Source organism: Acinetobacter sp. YH01011, assembly GCF_013420785.1.
In the GTDB taxonomy this organism is placed as follows: Bacteria; Pseudomonadota; Gammaproteobacteria; order Pseudomonadales; family Moraxellaceae; genus Acinetobacter; species Acinetobacter towneri.
This window is the reverse complement of sequence record NZ_VOYG01000002.1, coordinates 35,238-53,650: the sequence shown is the minus strand read 5'-3', so window position 1 is coordinate 53,650 and position 18,413 is coordinate 35,238. Positions and strand designations below refer to the sequence as shown.

Annotated in this window: 23 protein-coding genes; 15 read left to right on the top strand and 8 right to left on the bottom strand. The window is 39.8% G+C overall.

Features of this window, described 5'->3' with window-relative positions; genetic code table 11:
- Nucleotide 1 precedes the first annotated feature (1 nt).
- The 6 genes from tfpZ (at nt 2) to FTT78_RS13545 (ending at nt 4,822) form a co-directional block, all read left to right on the top strand.
- Complete coding sequence (gene tfpZ / locus FTT78_RS01625) at nt 2-757, top strand: TfpX/TfpZ family type IV pilin accessory protein (protein WP_180043437.1); 756 nt, start codon at nt 2-4, stop codon at nt 755-757.
- A gap of 128 nt (nt 758-885) precedes the next feature.
- Entirely contained in the window at nt 886-1,326 is a 441-nt protein-coding gene (locus FTT78_RS01620; RefSeq protein WP_180043434.1) for a pilin, read from the top strand.
- Nucleotides 1,327-1,339: 13 nt separating this feature from the next.
- Nucleotides 1,340-2,287: a glycosyltransferase gene (locus tag FTT78_RS01615; RefSeq protein WP_180043432.1), complete on the top strand. Its 948-nt coding sequence runs from the start codon at nt 1,340-1,342 to the stop codon at nt 2,285-2,287.
- Nucleotides 2,287-3,756 carry a hypothetical protein gene (locus tag FTT78_RS01610; RefSeq protein WP_180043430.1) on the top strand — a complete coding sequence of 490 codons (1,470 nt, stop codon included), beginning with the start codon at nt 2,287-2,289 and terminating at the stop codon, nt 3,754-3,756. The genes FTT78_RS01615 and FTT78_RS01610 overlap by 1 nt, the downstream gene beginning before the upstream one ends.
- An 11-nt stretch (nt 3,757-3,767) precedes the next feature.
- Entirely contained in the window at nt 3,768-4,505 is a 738-nt protein-coding gene (locus FTT78_RS01605; protein WP_180043428.1) for a bifunctional 2-polyprenyl-6-hydroxyphenol methylase/3-demethylubiquinol 3-O-methyltransferase UbiG, read from the top strand.
- A complete protein-coding gene (locus tag FTT78_RS13545; protein WP_373686451.1) occupies nt 4,505-4,822 on the top strand; it encodes an EamA family transporter in 318 nt (105 codons plus the stop codon). Before FTT78_RS01605 ends, FTT78_RS13545 begins: the two co-directional genes overlap by 1 nt.
- Here FTT78_RS13545 and FTT78_RS01595 read toward each other — a convergent pair.
- Nucleotides 4,803-5,216, bottom strand: coding sequence for a divergent PAP2 family protein (locus tag FTT78_RS01595; protein WP_180043424.1), 414 nt, complete (start codon nt 5,214-5,216; stop codon nt 4,803-4,805). The two genes, FTT78_RS13545 and FTT78_RS01595, sit on opposite strands and share 20 nt — an antisense overlap.
- The gene (locus FTT78_RS01590; protein WP_180043422.1) at nt 5,206-6,069 is read right to left on the bottom strand and encodes a decaprenyl-phosphate phosphoribosyltransferase; all 864 of its coding nucleotides are present in this window, start codon (nt 6,067-6,069) and stop codon (nt 5,206-5,208) included. The genes FTT78_RS01595 and FTT78_RS01590 overlap by 11 nt, the downstream gene beginning before the upstream one ends.
- A 60-nt stretch (nt 6,070-6,129) precedes the next feature.
- On the opposite strand from FTT78_RS01590, the gene FTT78_RS01585 reads away from it, so the two are divergent.
- The 6 genes from FTT78_RS01585 (at nt 6,130) to FTT78_RS01560 (ending at nt 11,022) form a co-directional block, all read left to right on the top strand.
- Nucleotides 6,130-6,525 carry a GtrA family protein gene (locus FTT78_RS01585; protein WP_180043420.1) on the top strand — a complete coding sequence of 132 codons (396 nt, stop codon included), beginning with the start codon at nt 6,130-6,132 and terminating at the stop codon, nt 6,523-6,525.
- Nucleotides 6,526-6,533: 8 nt separating this feature from the next.
- Complete coding sequence (locus FTT78_RS01580) at nt 6,534-7,823, top strand: FAD-binding oxidoreductase (RefSeq protein ID WP_180043418.1); 1,290 nt, start codon at nt 6,534-6,536, stop codon at nt 7,821-7,823.
- 3 nt (nt 7,824-7,826) lie between these two features.
- Nucleotides 7,827-8,582: an SDR family NAD(P)-dependent oxidoreductase gene (locus FTT78_RS01575; RefSeq protein WP_180043415.1), complete on the top strand. Its 756-nt coding sequence runs from the start codon at nt 7,827-7,829 to the stop codon at nt 8,580-8,582.
- Between the two features lie 61 nt (nt 8,583-8,643).
- Nucleotides 8,644-10,275, top strand: coding sequence for a PglL family O-oligosaccharyltransferase (locus tag FTT78_RS01570; protein ID WP_180043413.1), 1,632 nt, complete (start codon nt 8,644-8,646; stop codon nt 10,273-10,275).
- A gap of 218 nt (nt 10,276-10,493) precedes the next feature.
- Nucleotides 10,494-10,736: a type II toxin-antitoxin system ParD family antitoxin gene (locus FTT78_RS01565; protein ID WP_004974509.1), complete on the top strand. Its 243-nt coding sequence runs from the start codon at nt 10,494-10,496 to the stop codon at nt 10,734-10,736.
- The gene (locus FTT78_RS01560) at nt 10,729-11,022 is read left to right on the top strand and encodes a type II toxin-antitoxin system RelE/ParE family toxin (protein WP_070153485.1); all 294 of its coding nucleotides are present in this window, start codon (nt 10,729-10,731) and stop codon (nt 11,020-11,022) included. The genes FTT78_RS01565 and FTT78_RS01560 overlap by 8 nt, the downstream gene beginning before the upstream one ends.
- A 165-nt stretch (nt 11,023-11,187) precedes the next feature.
- Here the strand turns inward: FTT78_RS01560 and bfr are convergent, their stop codons facing one another.
- The 6 genes from bfr to gmk all read right to left on the bottom strand — a co-directional run bounded on the left by bfr (nt 11,188) and on the right by gmk (nt 16,079).
- Nucleotides 11,188-11,652: a bacterioferritin gene (gene bfr / locus FTT78_RS01555; RefSeq protein ID WP_096901270.1), complete on the bottom strand. Its 465-nt coding sequence runs from the start codon at nt 11,650-11,652 to the stop codon at nt 11,188-11,190.
- 247 nt (nt 11,653-11,899) lie between these two features.
- Nucleotides 11,900-12,094 (bottom strand): bacterioferritin-associated ferredoxin, encoded by a 195-nt coding sequence (locus tag FTT78_RS01550; RefSeq protein ID WP_004809963.1) that lies wholly within the window; start codon nt 12,092-12,094, stop codon nt 11,900-11,902.
- A 172-nt stretch (nt 12,095-12,266) separates the two neighbouring features.
- Complete coding sequence (locus FTT78_RS01545; RefSeq protein ID WP_180043411.1) at nt 12,267-12,650, bottom strand: RidA family protein; 384 nt, start codon at nt 12,648-12,650, stop codon at nt 12,267-12,269.
- A 122-nt stretch (nt 12,651-12,772) separates the two neighbouring features.
- Entirely contained in the window at nt 12,773-14,875 is a 2,103-nt protein-coding gene (locus FTT78_RS01540; RefSeq protein WP_180043409.1) for a bifunctional (p)ppGpp synthetase/guanosine-3',5'-bis(diphosphate) 3'-pyrophosphohydrolase, read from the bottom strand.
- Nucleotides 14,876-15,097: 222 nt separating this feature from the next.
- Nucleotides 15,098-15,379, bottom strand: coding sequence for a DNA-directed RNA polymerase subunit omega (gene rpoZ, locus FTT78_RS01535; RefSeq protein WP_004809957.1), 282 nt, complete (start codon nt 15,377-15,379; stop codon nt 15,098-15,100).
- A 76-nt stretch (nt 15,380-15,455) separates the two neighbouring features.
- Complete coding sequence (gene gmk / locus FTT78_RS01530; protein ID WP_180043407.1) at nt 15,456-16,079, bottom strand: guanylate kinase; 624 nt, start codon at nt 16,077-16,079, stop codon at nt 15,456-15,458.
- A 134-nt stretch (nt 16,080-16,213) separates the two neighbouring features.
- Between gmk and ispH the strand changes: the two genes are divergently transcribed.
- The 3 genes from ispH (at nt 16,214) to pilV (ending at nt 18,412) form a co-directional block, all read left to right on the top strand.
- Nucleotides 16,214-17,164: a 4-hydroxy-3-methylbut-2-enyl diphosphate reductase gene (gene ispH / locus FTT78_RS01525; RefSeq protein ID WP_180043405.1), complete on the top strand. Its 951-nt coding sequence runs from the start codon at nt 16,214-16,216 to the stop codon at nt 17,162-17,164.
- A 163-nt stretch (nt 17,165-17,327) separates the two neighbouring features.
- A complete protein-coding gene (locus tag FTT78_RS01520) occupies nt 17,328-17,885 on the top strand; it encodes a Tfp pilus assembly protein FimT/FimU (RefSeq protein ID WP_180043403.1) in 558 nt (185 codons plus the stop codon).
- The gene (gene pilV / locus FTT78_RS01515) at nt 17,882-18,412 is read left to right on the top strand and encodes a type IV pilus modification protein PilV (RefSeq protein ID WP_180043401.1); all 531 of its coding nucleotides are present in this window, start codon (nt 17,882-17,884) and stop codon (nt 18,410-18,412) included. Before FTT78_RS01520 ends, pilV begins: the two co-directional genes overlap by 4 nt.
- Nucleotide 18,413 lies beyond the last annotated feature (1 nt).

Here is an 18,413-nt window from a genome sequence, read left to right as displayed (position 1 = left end):
TATGCAAAAGACGAGTCCTATATCACTGAAATTACGTTTTAGAGCTTTGTTTTTTCATTTGTTGTTTTCTGGTTTATTACTTTGTATTGCATTGGTATTGGTATTTGGCATTTGGTACCCCTCACCTTTAGAAATTGCGGTGGGGGTGACTTCTATTTATTTGCTGTTGTTGGCTATTGATTTGATCTTGGGGCCGGCACTCACGTTTGTTGTATACAAAGCAGATAAACGTAAGCTAAAGTTTGATTTAACCATTATTTTGCTGTTACAACTGGGGGCCTATTTTTATGGTTTATACACTTTGCATCAAGGTCGGCCACTATGGCAGGTCTTCGTAATTGATGACATTGAACTCATAAGCCTGAGTGAAGTGAAAAAAACCGCAGACTACCGTATGCCTGCTGAGTTTGCACCGTCCATCCTACAAGGGCCACAGTGGGTTGCTGCTGTGTATTCTAGCGATCCGAAAAAAATGCAGCAGCAAAAAGAAGATGAAATGTTTGAAGGAATTAATATTTCAGCTAGACCTGAAACTTATCAAAGTATTTCTGTAAAGCAACAAGCAATACAAGCCAAGCTTAAACCACTGTCTGAGTTAAGTCAGCTCAATACAGATGCTAAGTTACTTAAACAAAGCCTATATGCATATCCACAAGCGGCGGGTTGGTTACCTGTGAAAGCAACCGAGCAAGACATGGTGGCATTGTTTAACAAGCAAGGCCAACCTTTGGGGATTGTTAACTTAAAACCTTGGTGAGAAATTGTAAAAAAGTGACAAATTGCGCCACTTATGTAAAGTAGATAACATTTTGAAATTTAAAAACATTTTTTATGGAATGAAAATTGCTAGGAACTCATTAATCTATGTTCTGAGGTCCATATAAAATGAAAAAAAATAAAGGGTTTACTTTAATTGAGCTTATGATCGTGGTAGCAATTATTGGGATACTAGCAGCGATTAGTGTACCTGCTTACCAAAACTATATTACTCGCTCTCAAGTAGCAGAGGCAGTTTTTTTGGGTTCAGGTATGAAATCGGTCTTAAGTGACTATGGTTGGAATAATGCAGATTGGCCGTCATTATTGGTTGCACCAACCGTAGTAGCGAGTTCAGGACAGATTAATGCTACCTTAATTGGGAAGTACTCAACCTTAACACCTTCAGTGAGTGGTGCATACCCAAGTGGTTATATTACGATTACGATGACCACTGGTAAGGCATCAGGTCAAACAATCTTTTTTGAAACGACAGATGGGGCGGCAAGTTGGACATGTACACCGGGAACATTAGATCCTAAGTACCGTCCAAATGCATGCCGAGAATAAATAGAGAATGTGAATGAACCATTTAGCCAGCTTAACTATCGTTGTACCGTGTTTTAATGAAGAAGACATGTTGCCGATTAGTGTTCCTAAGTTTATAGACATTTTAGAGAACTTAATCCAACAACAGTTAGTGACTGAAGAAAGTAGAATTTTATTTGTTGATGATGGTTCAAAAGATAAAACGTGGCAGCTGATTAGCCAATACAATAAGCAAAATGACAAAGTACAGGGGTTAAAGCTATCCAAAAATTTTGGTCATCAAAATGCTTTATTGGCTGGTCTTATGCAGATTAAGACAGACATGAGTATCAGTATAGATGCAGATTTACAGGATGATCCTAGCGTCATTGTAGATATGATTAAAGCGTATTATGCTGGTGCAGAAATTGTGTATGGAGTACGCAATGATCGTAGCAGTGATAGTTTTGCCAAGCGTTTTTTTGCACAAAGCTATTATAAATTTTTGGAAAAATTAGGCGTTGATATTGTTCAAGACCATGCAGACTTTCGTTTAATGAGCCGAAAAGCATTAGACACACTAAAAGATTTTAAAGAAGTAAACTTGTTTTTGCGAGGTATTATTCCAATCCTAGGCTTTAGGCACGCCAAAGTTTATTATTCACGCCTCTCTAGAGAGGCTGGTGAAACAAAATATAACTTAAAAAAGATGTTAGCTTTGGCTTTAAATGGGGTGACATCATTTAGTGTAATGCCGCTCATTTTAATTATGTGGCTAGGCTTTTTAATTAGTTTAGTATCTGGTGTAATGGGGCTATGGGCGCTCATTGTTAAGTTCTTTGTGGGTGGTACAGTACATGGTTGGACGTCGATTGTCGTACCGATGTACTTTTTAGGTGGAATTCAGTTGCTGACCTTAGGTGTCATAGGTATTTATATTTCCAAAGTCTATTTAGAAGTAAAAGCCCGTCCGCGCTTTATTATTGAAGATGAATTAACCTAATGAATTTTAAAAAATTTGATTTAGAAAGATATTTTCTTTATTTAGTTGTTTTTTTTACTATTGCCATCATTCTTAATGGTAGTTATCTACCTATGGTTGATTTACCACAGCATGCAGGGCAAGTAGCCGCTCTTAATGATCTAATTAAAGGGCAAAGTCATTGGCATGATCTGGTTGAGTTAAATTTTCGTACACCCTATCTTGTAGGTTATTTATCTTGGCTTGTATTGTTGCAATTTTTTGATATTGTAACGTCAAGTAGAGTTTTAGTTAGTCTTGCTTTTTTATTATTTGTTTTTTCAGTTAATAAGCTACAAAAAAAGATTCAGGCTTCAAATATTGTAACTTGGATCGCAATTCCTAGCTTTTTTGGTTTTAATTATGAATGGGGATTTATTACCTATCTAATTGCAATTTCGATTGGTATTTTGTTTTTTATACAAAATATTAAACTAGCAGAAAATTTAAATATTAAAAATTGTTTGCTCGTGACGCTGTTTGGAGTCTTTCTTTTCTTTAGTCATATACTTAGCTTCCTATTCTTTTGTTTACTTTCTTTTGTATTTGTTTTTTTTAATTTAATGGATAAGAAAAAAATATTAAAAATACTTCCACTATATTTTGTGTTTTTTTTATTGGTAATTATGTATTTGAGTATTGGGGATACTTTGTCTAGTCAGTATGACTATGGCGTAAATGTAATGTATCACTCCTTTACTGAGAAAGTGAAAAACCTTATGGTTTATCCATTTTCTATGGCAAGTGGTAGTGTGGTTATCTATAGTATTTTGCTGTTGATTGCGCCATTTTTAATGGGGTACATGTTTACTAAGGATGCTGTGAAATATATTCCTTTAAGCATATTTATTTTGGTGTGGTTTTCGTTGCCATATTTTATTAATAACACCTATTTTATATATGAAAGATATAGTATTTTATTTTTTGTGTTCTATTATATTATTTTTGATAAATTAAATGAATTCAGATATGAAAATTACTTTAAAGCTCTATTTCTATTTGTGATTATTTACCTTTTAAGCGATGATTATAAAAATATCATATTTGCCAAAAAAGAAACGGTGGATTTTGCAACGCTGGTGAATAAATTACCTGAAGAAAAACGCGTTTTAGGCTTAATTTTTGAGCCTATAAGCCCGAGCTTAACAGTGCCATTTACCTACGTGCATTTCGGCTCTTGGTATCAGGCGCAAAAAGGTGGTTGGAGTGACTTTAATTTTGCATGGTTTCATCCGCAAATTGTTAGATACAAGCCAGACCAAACCCCAGAAGCAAAACCAGGGTTTGAGTGGCGGCCTTACGATATTCTTAAGTTAAATAGTTGTCAAAACTATGATATGTTTATTGTTAGGGCATATGATTTATCTATTGCCAATGTCATTGAGCATAGCCCATGTCATAATTATAGAATTCGCTTCAGTGAAGGCAATTGGTTAGTTTTTGGAAAATAATAGGTAATTAAATGGCTCATATTTATAAAGATTCTTTTTTTAACTACATTGATATTTCATCTTCAAGATCAGCTAAAAATTTTATTCATGATGTGACTCTACCAGTACAAGTAAATAGTATTTTAGATATCGGATGTGGGCGTGGCGCTTGGATTGCTGAATGGAATAAGAATGGTAAATCTGTTTTTGGTGTAGATGGTGATTACGTAAATGTAGAAAACTTACTAGTGGAAAAGGAGTTTTTTAGGCATCAAGATATTTCAAAGTCATTTAATTTAAACAAAAAATTTGACATGGTTCAATGTCTTGAAGTTGCAGAACATTTGCAAGAAGCTGACGCAGATACTTTGATAGAGAATATTGTTAAACATGGTGATATTGTTCTATTTTCTGCTGCAGTGCCCGGTCAAGGTGGTGAATTTCACGTAAATGAGCAACCTCTAAGTTATTGGGTCAAAAAATTTAATCACCATGACTATGTTTGCCTTGATTGTATTCGACCGCTTATTGCTAAAAATAAAAATATTGAGCCTTGGTACAGATACAATACCTTGCTATTGGTGAAGTCATCTATTTTTGAAAAATTGCCTTCAGATATCAAATCTAAAATGGTTACAGAGGCTTATGATTACAATCAGGGTATAAGCTTATTGTGGTTATTAAGAAATAGAATACTTAGTATTCTACCTAATCCATTTATTAATGTATTCGCTAAATTGAAGCATTATATGATCTCTCTAGGCCGTTAATGATTTATTTTCTACTAACATTAAGTAGCATTTCAGCAGCATTTGGACAGATTTTTTTGAAAAAAGGTTCCACTAATATATTAAGTATTTATATGTTGGTGGGACTATTTTTATATTTTTTAGGTTTTGTGCTTTGGGTCTATTGTTTGTCCAAAATTTCCTTAACAGTAGTCTATAGTTTCACATTACTTACCTTTCTTTTAGTCTTCCTTTTTTCCGCATTTATTTTAAATGAAAGAATAAATTTCATGACTTATTTAGGCATAGCAGTGGTATTTATTGGATTTAGCCTCATTCTTAGAGGGCAAACAGTTTGAAGATCATATAGCCTACGGCTGTGCCTAATATTGCACCAACTAATATTTCAAGCTTACTATGCCCAATTCTTTCTCTTAAAACAGGTCCTTCATAGTTTTTGAGCTGATTAATTTCTTTGGCATGCTGCTCCATTTTCTTACGTAAACTGTTGGCATCCATGACCACAATAAATGCGAGTGTGAGCGCAACACCAAACGCAGGCGTATCTATACCTTCCTTAAAGGCAATTAAGGCGGCCATACTGCTGACAATGGCACTATGATTACTGGGCATACCCCCATAACCAATTAAATCGAAAGCCAAACGTTTTTCTCGAACACAATTGGCGAAAAACTTGGTGACCCCACAGACTAACCAAGCCACAAAAGGCGTGATGAGATACTCATAGGACATTGCTGTGACTCCAAACACCATACACACAGGCAATGACCCAAGCCAAACCGGTCAATATTAATTGTAAATCGGAAAAAATAGCCTCGGTAGGTGATTCACCTTGCTGCTGAATATCGGAGATATACCAATAGCGGAACATACCAAAAATCACTAAAGGAATGGTTAACACTAGCTCAGGACGACTGCTGACCACAAAGATACTATAAAATAAGAGTGCACCAACGGCAGACATCTCAGCATAGCGATCAAGTAGCCCAACAGAATAACCTTCTAGGGCTTTACGGCTAGTTGTGCCATGCGTGCCTAATTCTTGGCGACGTTTAATAGCAGCCAAATATAATGCTAGGCATAAGGTTGTAATAAACATCCAGCTTGAGACTGGCACACTTAATGCCACTGCACCGGCATAGACCCTAAGTACAAAACCTATGGCAATTGTAAAAATGTCTAAAACTGGTTGATGCTTCAGGTAGCTACTATAGGCCAAATTAAGCAATAAATAACCGGTGATAATTATACAAACAGCGAGTTGCCAAAAGGCAGCTGCAATCAAGATGATATAAAGCGTTATCAAGAGTATCTTGGCGGCTTTTGTAGAAACTTTAGCTGCAGCTAAAGGTCGCGTTTTAGACTTGATAGGATGCAACCGATCTTTCTCAATATCTTTAAGGTCATTAACAATATAAGTGGCTGAAGAAGCGACACAAAATAGCAACATGGCAATAAACGCCTGTTGAACACTGTGTGCATCAGTAAATAAACCGGCAAAAAGTAAAGGGGCTAAAACAAAACTATTTTTAATCCATTGCTTCGGTCGGCAAAGTTGTATAAGCCCCAAAAGTTGACTAGACATACGTCTGCATCCAGTAAAAATGTATATAATAAGAAATATCTTTTATTTCAATAAGTATAAATGAAACTGGTTTTTTCCTATAGCTTTTTTGCGCTTGTCGCGATTATTGCCAACTTCTGTGCGCAGGAACTGAGTTTAATGTTGTATGGCGCTGCTTATGCGTTATGGGTCAGCATTGTCGTGGGCACCTTGGTGGGGCTGGTTGTTAAGTTTTATTTAGACAAAACCTATGTTTTTAAATTTATTACCAAAAATAATGCCCAACAAGGCTATGTATTTTTGCTATATAGCGTCATGGGGGTGCTGACCACCAGTATCTTTTGGGGAATGGAATGGGCCTTTTATCTGTACTTTTCGACAGATGTCATGAAATACGTGGGTGGTTTTTTAGGCTTGGTCTTGGGCTATATTGCCAAGTACTATTTAGATAAACATTTTGTATTTAGAACAGATTAGGTTGGCCAATGAACGTACAGAGTTGGGGTAGGCTGTATCAAAGTGAAAGTGCATTGCAGTATTTACAACATGGTCAGGAACAGCAGATCTATCAAAATAAAACTGTACTGGTGAGAGGCCAAGGCCGTAGTTATGGCGACGTTTGCCTGCATAGCGGTGGGCGAGTGATCAGCACACAAAGCTATGCACGCTTTAAAGCCTTTGAGGCTGCGCAAGGCATTTTAGTCTGTGAGGCAGGGGTCTTATTAAAAGAGATTCAGGACACCTTTATACCCCGCGGCTGGATGCTGCCGGTGACACCGGGCACACAACTGATTTCGGTCGGTGGTGCCATTGCCAATGATATTCATGGCAAAAACCATCATGTACGCGGCAACTTTGGGCATCATGTATTAGCACTCACGCTGCTACGTTCCGATCAGGGTGTGGTGCAATGCTCACGTGAACAAAATGCTGCCTTGTTCTATGCCACATTGGGTGGTATTGGACTCACAGGCGTGATTTTATCGGCCAAAATTCAATTGATGCCGATCACATCATCCAGTGTGGCAATTGAATATCATGCATTTAAGGGGATTCCTGAATTTTTAGCATTGGCCGCAGCTTCCAACGATACTCACGAATATACGGTGGCTTGGATTGATTGTCTGAGCGGTAAACATGTACGTGGTGTGTTTATGCAGGCCAACCATGTGCAGCAAGGCGAGTTGACGCTGCCAGATGCTACAAAAACCAAAAAAATTCCATTTACCCCACCAATTTCATGTATTAATCAGCTCAGTTTAAAACTGTTTAATGCTTGGTATTATTTTAGCCAGTCAAGAAAAACACAGACCCTGCAGCATTTTTATCAATTTCAGTATCCACTAGATGCGATTGAAAACTGGAATGTGCTCTATGGTCAAAAAGGTTTTTATCAATATCAATGTGTGATTCCGTATGACACTGCAGAGCCAGCGATAGAACGCCTATTAGAGTTGATTCAACAGGCACAGCAAGGCTCGTTTTTGGTGGTATTAAAAACCTTTGGTGATCTAAAAAGTGAAGGCTTACTGAGCTTTCCACAACAAGGCGTGACCTTGGCGTTGGATTTTCCAAATCTGGGTCAACGTACATTGGCTTTATTTGAACAATTAGATGCAGTGGTATTAGAGGCACAAGGGTGTTTATATTTGGCCAAAGATGCTCGGATGTCACAGCAGATGTTCCAGCAAAGCTATCCGAACTATAAAAAATTTGAGCTGTATCGAGATCCGCAATTGATCTCAGATATGGCAAAACGTTTATTTGGATATTAACACATGCGCAATATTTTAATTTTTGGGGCGACTGCCAGTATGGCCCAAGCCTGTATTCGAATGTGGGCACAGCAGTCTACAGCGGTGACGTTTATTTGTGTGGCGCGTGATGCGCAAAAGCTACAGGCACAAGTGACAGATCTACAAATTCGTTTTCCACATGCGGTGTTTGAGTCGCATGCGGTGGATTTTGCCTGTGCCGAAGCACTGACACAGCAAATTGATACGATATGTAAGCATCATCCAAAACTGGATCAGGTGTTGCTGGCACAGGGCTGTATGTATCAGGCAGAAGATCACTTAACAGCAGCACAACTGACGGATATGCTGGATGTGAATGTGGCGAGCGTTGCGGTGATTTTAAATGCACTATATGCCAAGATTGCGACACAGTCCCATACGATCCAAATTGCAGTGATTGGTTCTGTTGCTGGAGATCGGGGGCGTAAAGCCAACTATGCATATGGGGCTTCAAAAGCCTTTGTGGCGTGTTATGTTGAAGGGTTGCAACATCGCATTGCATTGGAGCAATCTCAGGTACAATTGAGTTTAGTCAAACCAGGTCCAACGGCAACGGCAATGACAGCACATTTAACCGCGACAGGAAAAAAATTAGCCAGTGTTGAAGCGGTTGCAGAACAGATTGTAAAAGGTATGGCATGTGGGCAGCGTATTATCTACACCCCGAAAATATGGCAAATCATCATGCGCATCATTCGCCATATACCATTTTTTATTTTTAAAAAATTGGATATTTAAGTGAAGGTATAGAGGGGAACTTTTCTGTATAATTTTATAGATTTTCTACCTTTCTTTGCGCATGAAATTCTTCCTCTTGCTTCTCGCCAGTATCTTTATCTCCCTCGCCTGGCTGCTTCCCATTCATTACCGCCCTTGGGTCACTTATACCGGTGAGCTATATGCCTTTTTTGCACTATTCGCTTTGGCGGCTATTTTCCTAAAAGAAAAACTAATTCTCCCTAAAATCAGCCTGCCTTTGCTGGCCTTAGCCGCGGTTCCATTTATCCAATGGGCTTGTGGTTTGCTGTTTTTTTTTGATAAAGCCCTATTTAGCAGTCTGTATATTTTTGGATTCTGGCTGGCAATCGTATTGGGCTATAACCTGACCCTAGATGCCGCGCAGCGAGAAAAAATATTTACAGGTTTAAGTTTGGTCTTTTTAGGTGTCGGTACCCTAACTGGTCTTATGGCCATTTGCCAATGGCTGACCATTGACCAGTATTTTCCGTTTATAGTCGATATTCGTACCGGCCAGCGTCCTTATGCTAACTTTGCTCAGCCGAATAATATGGCGACCTTTCTGGTCATGTCATTAATGGCCTGTTTATACCTGTATGAAAAACAGAAACTGAAAACAGCGTTCGTGGTTACAGCTGGTTTGGTGATCTTAAGCGGGGTGGTGCTAAGTCAATCGCGTACCTCTTGGGTCGCCTCACTGTGTATTCTGGCTTATCTCGGTTGTCAGCAATACCAAGGCTATATCCGCCTGAAATGGTTCTATAGTGCGCTCTGGTTTGCCGCTTTTGTTGGTTTAATCTTTATTGCACCTTCTTTAAGTCAGCTACTCTCACAAAGCGCAGACCTTTCGGTGCAATCTCGTGATGTGGTACAGCGCGCCACAGGTGATATGTCGCGCTTGGCGATTTGGCAACAAATGCTCGCTGCGATTGAGCATCAACCATGGTGGGGCTATGGTTGGCATCAAACCAGTGTGGCGTATGTCACAGTTAGTGAATTTGTACAAGGTCCTGTGTGGATTCGTAGCGCACACAATTTTATTTTGGACTTTTTACTTTGGAATGGTGTGTTACTAGGCGTACCATTTTTGGCGTATCTTGGTTATTGGGGCTACCAACTGCATAAACATACCCAATCGGTTGAATCGGTTGCGGGGATTTTAATGGTCGGTGCATTTAGTGTACATGCCATGCTGGAATTTCCACAAAACTATGCCTACTTCTTGCTGCCTGTGGGTTTTATTATCGGCATGGTTCAATCACAACGTGTGTTCAAAAGCTTCACTTTATCTGCAATTTATTTACGCACGACTTTTGTGATTGGTGCATTGTTGTTGATGCTGATTTATCGTGATTATGAAGTAATGGTGCCTAAATTGAATCAGTCGGTACGTTATGAACAAACGCCTGAAAGAATCACCCATCAAGAGCGTATTTTTGTACTTGAAGAATTTAACCGCCGTATTGCGTGGATTCGTTTAAATCCGTATAGCCAGCAAACACCTGATCAATTGCAGGATATCCATGAAATTGTGTTGAATTATCCAACCCGCTACGATTTATTGAAATATGCACGCGTATTAGCATTTAACGGTTATGAAGCAGAAGCCAAAAAGCAATTATGGTTGTTAAGCACTTTGTGGCAGGTTAATGTGGATTATGCGACTTTATTGGATGAGGCAAAGCCGCGCTGATTTGTGTAGCGCAAGGAGGGGGATTTGAAAATAGTGAGCCAAATATGGTGAAAATTTTCAATGTTGAAAATCTCTCCCAACTTCTCTTTAAAAAGAGAGGGGGTATTCATTATAAAATTGATTTCATGTGCGAAAATTTAAAGAGATGCTGAACTTTTGTTCAGATAAAGGGAGTTGTGTTAGAATTGTATGATCTATTCAAACAATAAGGCATGCTGATGGCGAGAACTACAAGTGTAACAATTGGCCCACAACTCGATAACTTTGTGAGCAAACTGATTGAATCTGGACGTTATGGTTCAACCAGTGAAGTGATGCGATCTGCACTAAGATTATTGGAGCAGCAAGAAAATCAAACTGCAGCTTTAAAGCAAGCGATTGAAGCAGGTGAGAACAGTGGAGAAAGTACACTTAGCCTAAAAGATATTGCGGCTCAAGTGAAGCAGAAGCATCGTGTATAAGCTATCAAATTTAGCTGTCGACGACTTCACTGCTATTTATGAATACACCTTACTTAATTTTGGTGTAGCTCAAGCTGACCAATACACGCAACATTTGGAAAATACCTTTCATTTGTTAGTGAGTTCACCGCTGATTGGTTATGCATGTGTAGATATTGGCGAGGGAATACGCCGTCACGATCATCATCAACATGCTATTTTTTATAAAAAACAGGATTATGGAATTTTTATTATTCGGATATTGCATCAACAGATGCAACCCATGAAACATTTTTTTGCGTTATAAATACTTTTTTATAAATCCAAGAATTTAAAATGCGCATAAGTAAAATATATTGATATTGAGAGCTTCTTCATTAGAGATAGGCAAGATGCTGAATTTTAGGTAAAGTGCCCCAAAAAACAAAAGACTGGAAAACCAGTCTTTTGAGTTATCTAAACCAGATGAATCTTAGAGTTGGCTTTGAATATAGTTTTCAATACCCACAGTTTCAACCAAATCAAGTTGTGTCGTTGCCCAGTCTAAGTACTCTTCTTCTTTTTCTAGAATTTCCTGGACCAAATCACGAGTCACATAGTCCAGTTGTTGCTCTGCCAAAACCACCGCTTTTTGAATCGCTTCAATATTCTCTTTGACTTTTCGTACATCGCAATTCAGCACTTCAGCAGTGTGCTGACCAATATACAATTTACCCAAATGTTGTAAATTTGGCAGACCTTCTAAAAACAGAATACGCTCAATAATTTTATCGGCATGCTTCATTTGACGAATCGATTCTTTATATTCAGCCGAACCCAGTTGCTCAATGCCCCAATCATTAAACATACGTGAATGTAAAAAATATTGGTTAATTGCAGTCAGGTGATGATATAGCACTTGGTTTAACTGATTAATCACATCGCGATTGCCTTTCATTGCAGCACTCCATCAACAATTTCTGCCTTAAACCGCTTAAGGCAATCTATGCTTCTATCTTAAACAAGACTGGGCAAAATGGCGAGTGATTTAGGGAACCGCAAATGAAAATCGCAATCAAAAACAATTAGCTAGGCGGTGTGAAGAAATGTAAGACAAGAAAAACCCGCTGTAGTCGGAAGCGGGAGAGGAAACACTGAGTAAAGATTATAATACTGAAATGCGGGAGAGCAATAAAACGGCAGCTTTAGGCAGCAACGGCAAGACGAGAGGCAATTTGAGCAATTTCATCACTGATGATGGCACGAGTTTCAGGTGCGCAGCGACCGCAGCACGTACCTAAGTCAAACATATCGCGAATTTCACGATAGCTCTCTGCACCATTGGCAACGGCTTCTTTGATGTCTTGATCTGTAATACCACGGCATAAGCAAACGTACATGAATGCAACCACAATAATTGAAATAAGATAAGTGTTATTATTGATAATTATTATCGTTTGTCAATAAAAATCATTTGAAAAGTCATTTATTGTAATTGGGTTTTTGAATTAAAAAATGCCACTTAATAGGTGGCATCGTTTATTTGTTTTTAAGTATTTGAATGATAATGACTTATGAATTGACAATCACCACGCCATCCATTTCAACTAAAGCACCTTTAGGTAAGCTGGCCACACCTAAGGCTGCACGCGCAGGGTAAGGTTGTGCAAAATATTCACCCATAATCTGATTGACCAATTGGAAGTGTGATAAATCGGTCAGGAAAATATTGAGCTTGGCAATATCGGCCAAAGAGCCACCCGCCGCTTCGCAAACGGCCTTTAAGTTATCAAATACGCGGCGAATTTGCGCTTCAATGCCTTCCACCAATTCCATGCTGTACGGGTCTAAACCAATTTGACCTGATAAATAAACCGTATTGCCCACTAAAATGGCTTGAGAGTAAGTACCAATTGCTGCAGGTGCATTTTCAGTATGGATGACTTGGCGAGACATTGATTTCTCCTAAAATAATTTATAAACATCATAGACCATCAGACTGCATCACAGTAGTCTTATTGGTAACTAATGCGAAAAGTAGTGTCTGTACTGTGTAGGCAAATTGCCTTGCCAAGCCCTTAACAAGCTTTGGCTTCTTCTGCGATGCTGATGGGACGCGCTAAGCGGCTAATTCGTGGAAAACCGAAGTGCATACGCAAATCACGAATAATTTTGGCAATTTGCTTACGGTTATTGACCACAATATTCACATGCGTTTTGCCATCGTGGCTGCGTACCATCTCTACACCCGTTTTGGCCTTACGGCATTGATAGATCAAATCGGAAATTTGTTCGTCATTCATATCCATATCAATGCTGAGGTAAGCGGTAAAACTCACATCATCTACATCTTCTGAAGTCCATTGTAGTGGCATAATATTTTCAGGATGTTGATGTTGCTCATGCAGTAAGTTGTTGCAGCGCGCACGGTGCACAATTAAACCGCGACGTGACAAGTTGCCCTGAATCGGGTCGCCCAGCACCGGGTTGCAACAGTGCGCATATTTCACATCAATGCCTTCTGTGCCTTGAATCAGACGGTCAGAATGTTCGTTGCTGTCCTGATCGAGAGCGTAAATGTGGTTCGCCACCAACTGCGGTAATAAATCACCGACTGCAATTTGCTCAAATAAACGGTCTTTGGAGTCGATATGACGCCATTGCAACACATTTAACCAATCTGCTTCGGTCAAGTCTTGAATCGAGTGATTAAACAATTTCAGCGCACGGTTCAGGGCTTGCTGACCTACCAAACGCTGTTCTTCAATATCCTGATCACGCAGAATGTTTTGTAAGGCACGACGGGCCTTTTGGGTATTAATAAAACTTAGCCAGTCTGGGTTTGGTGTGGCTAACACATCGGTGATGATTTCGACCACTTGCCCGCTGATGAGTGGTGTTGACAGCGGTTTGCTTTCACCATTAATTTTTGTACCGACGGCGTGGTTACCTAAGAATAAACTGGCTGCATAGGCAAAATCAACCGCGGTGGCGCCTTGTGGCAATTCATGTAAATGCCCGTGCGGGGTATAAACATGAATTTTCTCTTGGTGCAGATAATCCAGTAAATCGCTAAATGTGGTTTTAGCGCATTCACCATCAATCAACACGTTTAAGCTTTTCATAGAAGCTTGAATGGCAGAACGGCAGGCTTGTGGTGCGTTTTCACCCAAGACTACGCCAAAACGTGCGGCTTTACGCATCAATTCAGTTTGAATGGTGAGTGATAGGATGGTTTGTTCACCTTTTAGACGCATCATCAGCGATTGGTTACCGCCTGGCAGAGGGCGACGGATATGATCTTCATAATGCAAGACCTGAAAGCTGTCACGTAAAATATCGGCCAAACGGTCACAGTCGGCAATGCTTTGTAAAATAATTTCAAACGCATGGCTGTGGGTCAGTTCTTGTAGATCAATATCGTTTTTAACAAAGTGGCGCAGTAATTCAATATTGTTATTTTTCTTTTTAATCCGACCGGTAATTTGATTGTCTCGGAGTAGGTCGGCAAGGTTTTGTTCCCATTTGGACTGGTATTCACAGCGTTTTGGCTTGGTGTGCAAAAGGGCGGCTTGCACATCGTTATACATATCTAAATCAAGATTTTGATAACACAGATGTTCGAGGTTATCTGCCATTTCATTCATACCCACGATACGTGCCATGGGTACAAATACATCAAAGGTTTCTTGGGCGATACGTGCGCGTTTGTCTGGTCGCAGCGCATCTAAAGTGGTCATGTTGTGATAGCGGTCTGCCAGTTTCACAATAATGACACGTGGATCCTGTAAGGTCGCTTGCAGAATTTTACGGAACGATGCGGCTTTGTTGTATTCCTTGTCGCTGGAATGGCTCAGCTTGGTTACACCATCGACCAGTTCAGCAACGGTACGCCCGAATTTCTCCGTGATGTCATCTTTGCTGTAGTCGGTATCTTCAATGACGTCATGCAATAGGGCAGCAATGAGCGTGTCGGCATCCAAACGCATGTGCGCCAAAATACAACTCACCGCAATCGGGTGTAACACATACGGTTCACCACTTTTACGGGTAACGCCATCATGCGCATGTTCGGCATAATCGCAAGCCGTAAGCACCTGTTCGACTTCACTTACGCTAAGGTAAGGTTCGATCATGGCTTGAAGCTGTTGTTTGGCTTGGCTGACCATCGTGCCTGGCATATAACACCCTTTAAAATACAAGTGATAACGAATCTACAGTTAGACCTTATAATGAAAAGCATATTGCATGACTTGTCAATTTTTTTCGTACCAAAACATAAGGTCATTAGACCATTTAAAATTAGGTCTTAATCCTTATGTTATAACGGTTTTTAGCGCAAGATTAAAGTTCAGACAACAAAAAAGCCTAGTAAAAAACTAGGCTTTTTCAGAAAGTCGTTCTTATTGGAAAGAAAAACCATCTAAATTCAAGTTATTTGCTGAAAGTGCGAGGTCAAGACTCGAAGTTTGATAATCTTGATCACGTTGTTTCAAAATGTCTTTAGAAACGTGACCTTCTGCAATTTCACGTAAAGCAACAACGGTAGGTTTGTCGTTGTCCCACTCAACGGTAGGTTCTATGCCTTGACGTGCCAATTGACGCGCGCGCTTGCTTGCCACTAGTACAAGCTCAAAGCGGTTGTCTACATGGTCTAAACAATCTTCAACGGTAACGCGTGCCATAAGAATTCTCGTTCGAATAATAAATTTAAACAGACTGTGCAGTATAAGGTGCTTTGCTTATAGACTCAAGTTTTAATCACGCGCTTGGCGGGCTAATTAACTTTTGAATCAAGGCTTGATGACGATGTGCCTGCTGCGCCATCACCAAACGATTAGCCGTAATCACCGATTCTAAATCGTGCAGAGCCTTATTAAAGTCATCATTAATAATCACATAGTCAAAATTGACATATTGTTGCATGTCTTCAACTGCGCAGCCTAGACGATGTTCAATCACTTCAACAGCATCTGTGCCACGGTTAGACAAACGCTCGCGTAAATCAAACTGACTTGGTGGAAGAATAAAAATTTGCTTCGATTCAGGAAAAAGATTGCGTACTTGCTGAGCGCCTTGCCAGTCAATTTCAAGTAACACATCGTGACCTTTGGCTAACTGCTCTTTAACCGTGGCTTGCGCGGTACCATAATAGTTGCCAAACACCTCTGCATACTCAATAAAACCGCCTTGTTCTACCAAGTCAATAAAATCTTGTTTTTGCGTGAAGTGATAATGCACACCATCGAGTTCGCCGGGACGTTGACCACGTGTTGTGTGAGAAACTGAAACGTGTAAATTATTCACACGCTCAAGCAGGGCTTTAACGAGGGATGTTTTGCCTGTTCCTGAAGCGGCAGAAACGACAAACAATAGACCCGACATGATATTTTTCCTGATATGATAAAATATCTTCTCTATTTTAGAGTAGACGCCCCTTAAACAAAATAGCCAAGATGGCTTTTGTTGGCATAAATTTTAAAACATCCCACCTATTTAACTTCAACATAGAGGGTTCTATGGAAATTGTATTGGCGAATCCACGTGGTTTTTGTGCAGGTGTAGACCGAGCAATTGCGATTGTAAATCGTGCCCTTGAGTGTTTTAACCCACCTATTTATGTGCGTCACGAAGTGGTTCACAACAAATTTGTGGTAGATGACTTGCGTCAGCGCGGTGCGATTTTTGTCGATGAGCTGGACGAAGTGCCAGATGACAATATCGTGATTTTTAGTGCACATGGCGTATCTAAAGCAGTGCAGCAAGAAGCGGAGCGTCGTGGCTTAAAAGTGTTTGATGCCACTTGTCCGTTGGTCACCAAAGTACATATTGAAGTCACCAAATATGCGCGTGAAGGCACAGAGGCGATTTTAATTGGTCACGAAGGACACCCCGAAGTTGAAGGGACGATGGGTCAGTACGACAAGAAAAATGGCGGTGAAATTTATTTGGTGGAAGATGAAGATGATGTGGTTGCACTTGCGGTTCAGCATCCAGATAAAGTGGCTTTTGTGACACAAACCACGTTGTCAATTGATGACACTGCCAAAGTCATTGATGCCTTGCGCCAAAAATATCCTAATATTCAAGGACCACGTAAAGACGATATTTGTTATGCCACTCAAAACCGTCAGGACGCAGTGCGCGACTTAGCCAATCAGTGTGATGTGGTGTTGGTGGTCGGTTCTCCAAACTCATCTAACTCTAACCGTTTGCGTGAGTTGGCTGAACGTATGGGGAAACGCGCCTATTTGGTGGATAATGCAGACGAGTTGGAGCAAGCATGGTTTCAGCCGAATACAAAAATTGGGGTGACTGCGGGCGCATCTGCACCAGAAATTTTAATTAAACAAGTGATTCAGCGTTTGCAAGACTGGGGTGCAACTGCCCCTGAAGAGCTTGCAGGCCGTGAAGAAAATATTACCTTTAGTTTGCCAAAAGAGTTACGTATTCCTGTAATACAGGCTTAAACTGCGAAGTACATAACACTCTAAAAAATTGATGAAAAATAGGCAGATAACTGTTGCATGACGGTTATCTGCTTTTTTATGCCTTTTATCCTGAAGTGTGAGGGTTTTGTAAAGTTGTTCGCTATTATTTTTAATAGGGCAAAGTCTGTGTCTTGGGGGGAGTATGCGAAAAAAAGAAAACGGGTTCACCTTAATTGAGTTGATGGTGACCATTGCGGTGTTGGCGATTATCGCGATGATGGCGGCTCCTTCGTTTGGGGATTTGATTGCAAAGCAAAGATTGAATACTTTAGCGCGTGATTTTGCAAATTTAGTTACGGATGCTAGAGGTCATGCAATATCTCTACGAAAAAATATAACGATAAAACTGGAATGTCCTATGAATAGTGGGGGGGTAAAAGTGTGTCCAGAAAATACAAGTACTTTGTATTATTGGAGCAAGTCCCTCGCTGATACTGAGTTAAAAAGCTTAAGTCTGGATGATGTGGTTTTTTCAGGGCTTGGATTAGCAAAACAAAGAACAGCCATGATAGATAATCCGAATTATGATCCAAATCTTCCTGAGGATTTGAATGCAGATCCTCCTGAAAATCCAAAAAAAATTCAAGTAATTGTTCCTTTGGAATTTACATTTTGTAATTCAAAAATTAAGCAAAGTCGCACAGTCTATATATCTAGTGTTGGGATTGTAGATCGAATTGAGTCAGGAGTGTGTTCATGAGCGGTCTATATGCACAAAAGGGAGTCGGGTTGATGGAGGTGCTTGTTGCACTAGTAATTTTAGCAATAGGTGTCTTAGGGTTTTCTGCATTGCAGCTTAAAGGTATCGAGGCTGCACAGGAAGCCAATGAACAAGCAATAGCTGTTAATCTTGCAAGAGACTTAGCAGAAAGAATGCGAGTGAATCGTTCCGCTTTATCCCAATACGCGACATTTATCAATAGTAAGGAAGAGGATGAAAGCAGTTGTACTTCAACTAATTCTGTCGGAACTGGCGCAGCAAGTGTGCAAATTCCAAATTGTAATGCAAATACTATGGCAAAACATGATGTAAGTGAGATTACTTTAAGGGCTAAAGAATTAGGTCAAACACTTGTTGTTAGAAGGTGTGTGAAAAGTAATTTAAGTTGTATCTATGTTGCATGGGGTAATACAACAATAAGTGCAACAGATGTGTCAGCATGTGTTAATGAAACTACAGGTACATACAGAAGCAATACTCAATGTTTAGTTTTGGAGGCTTACTAAA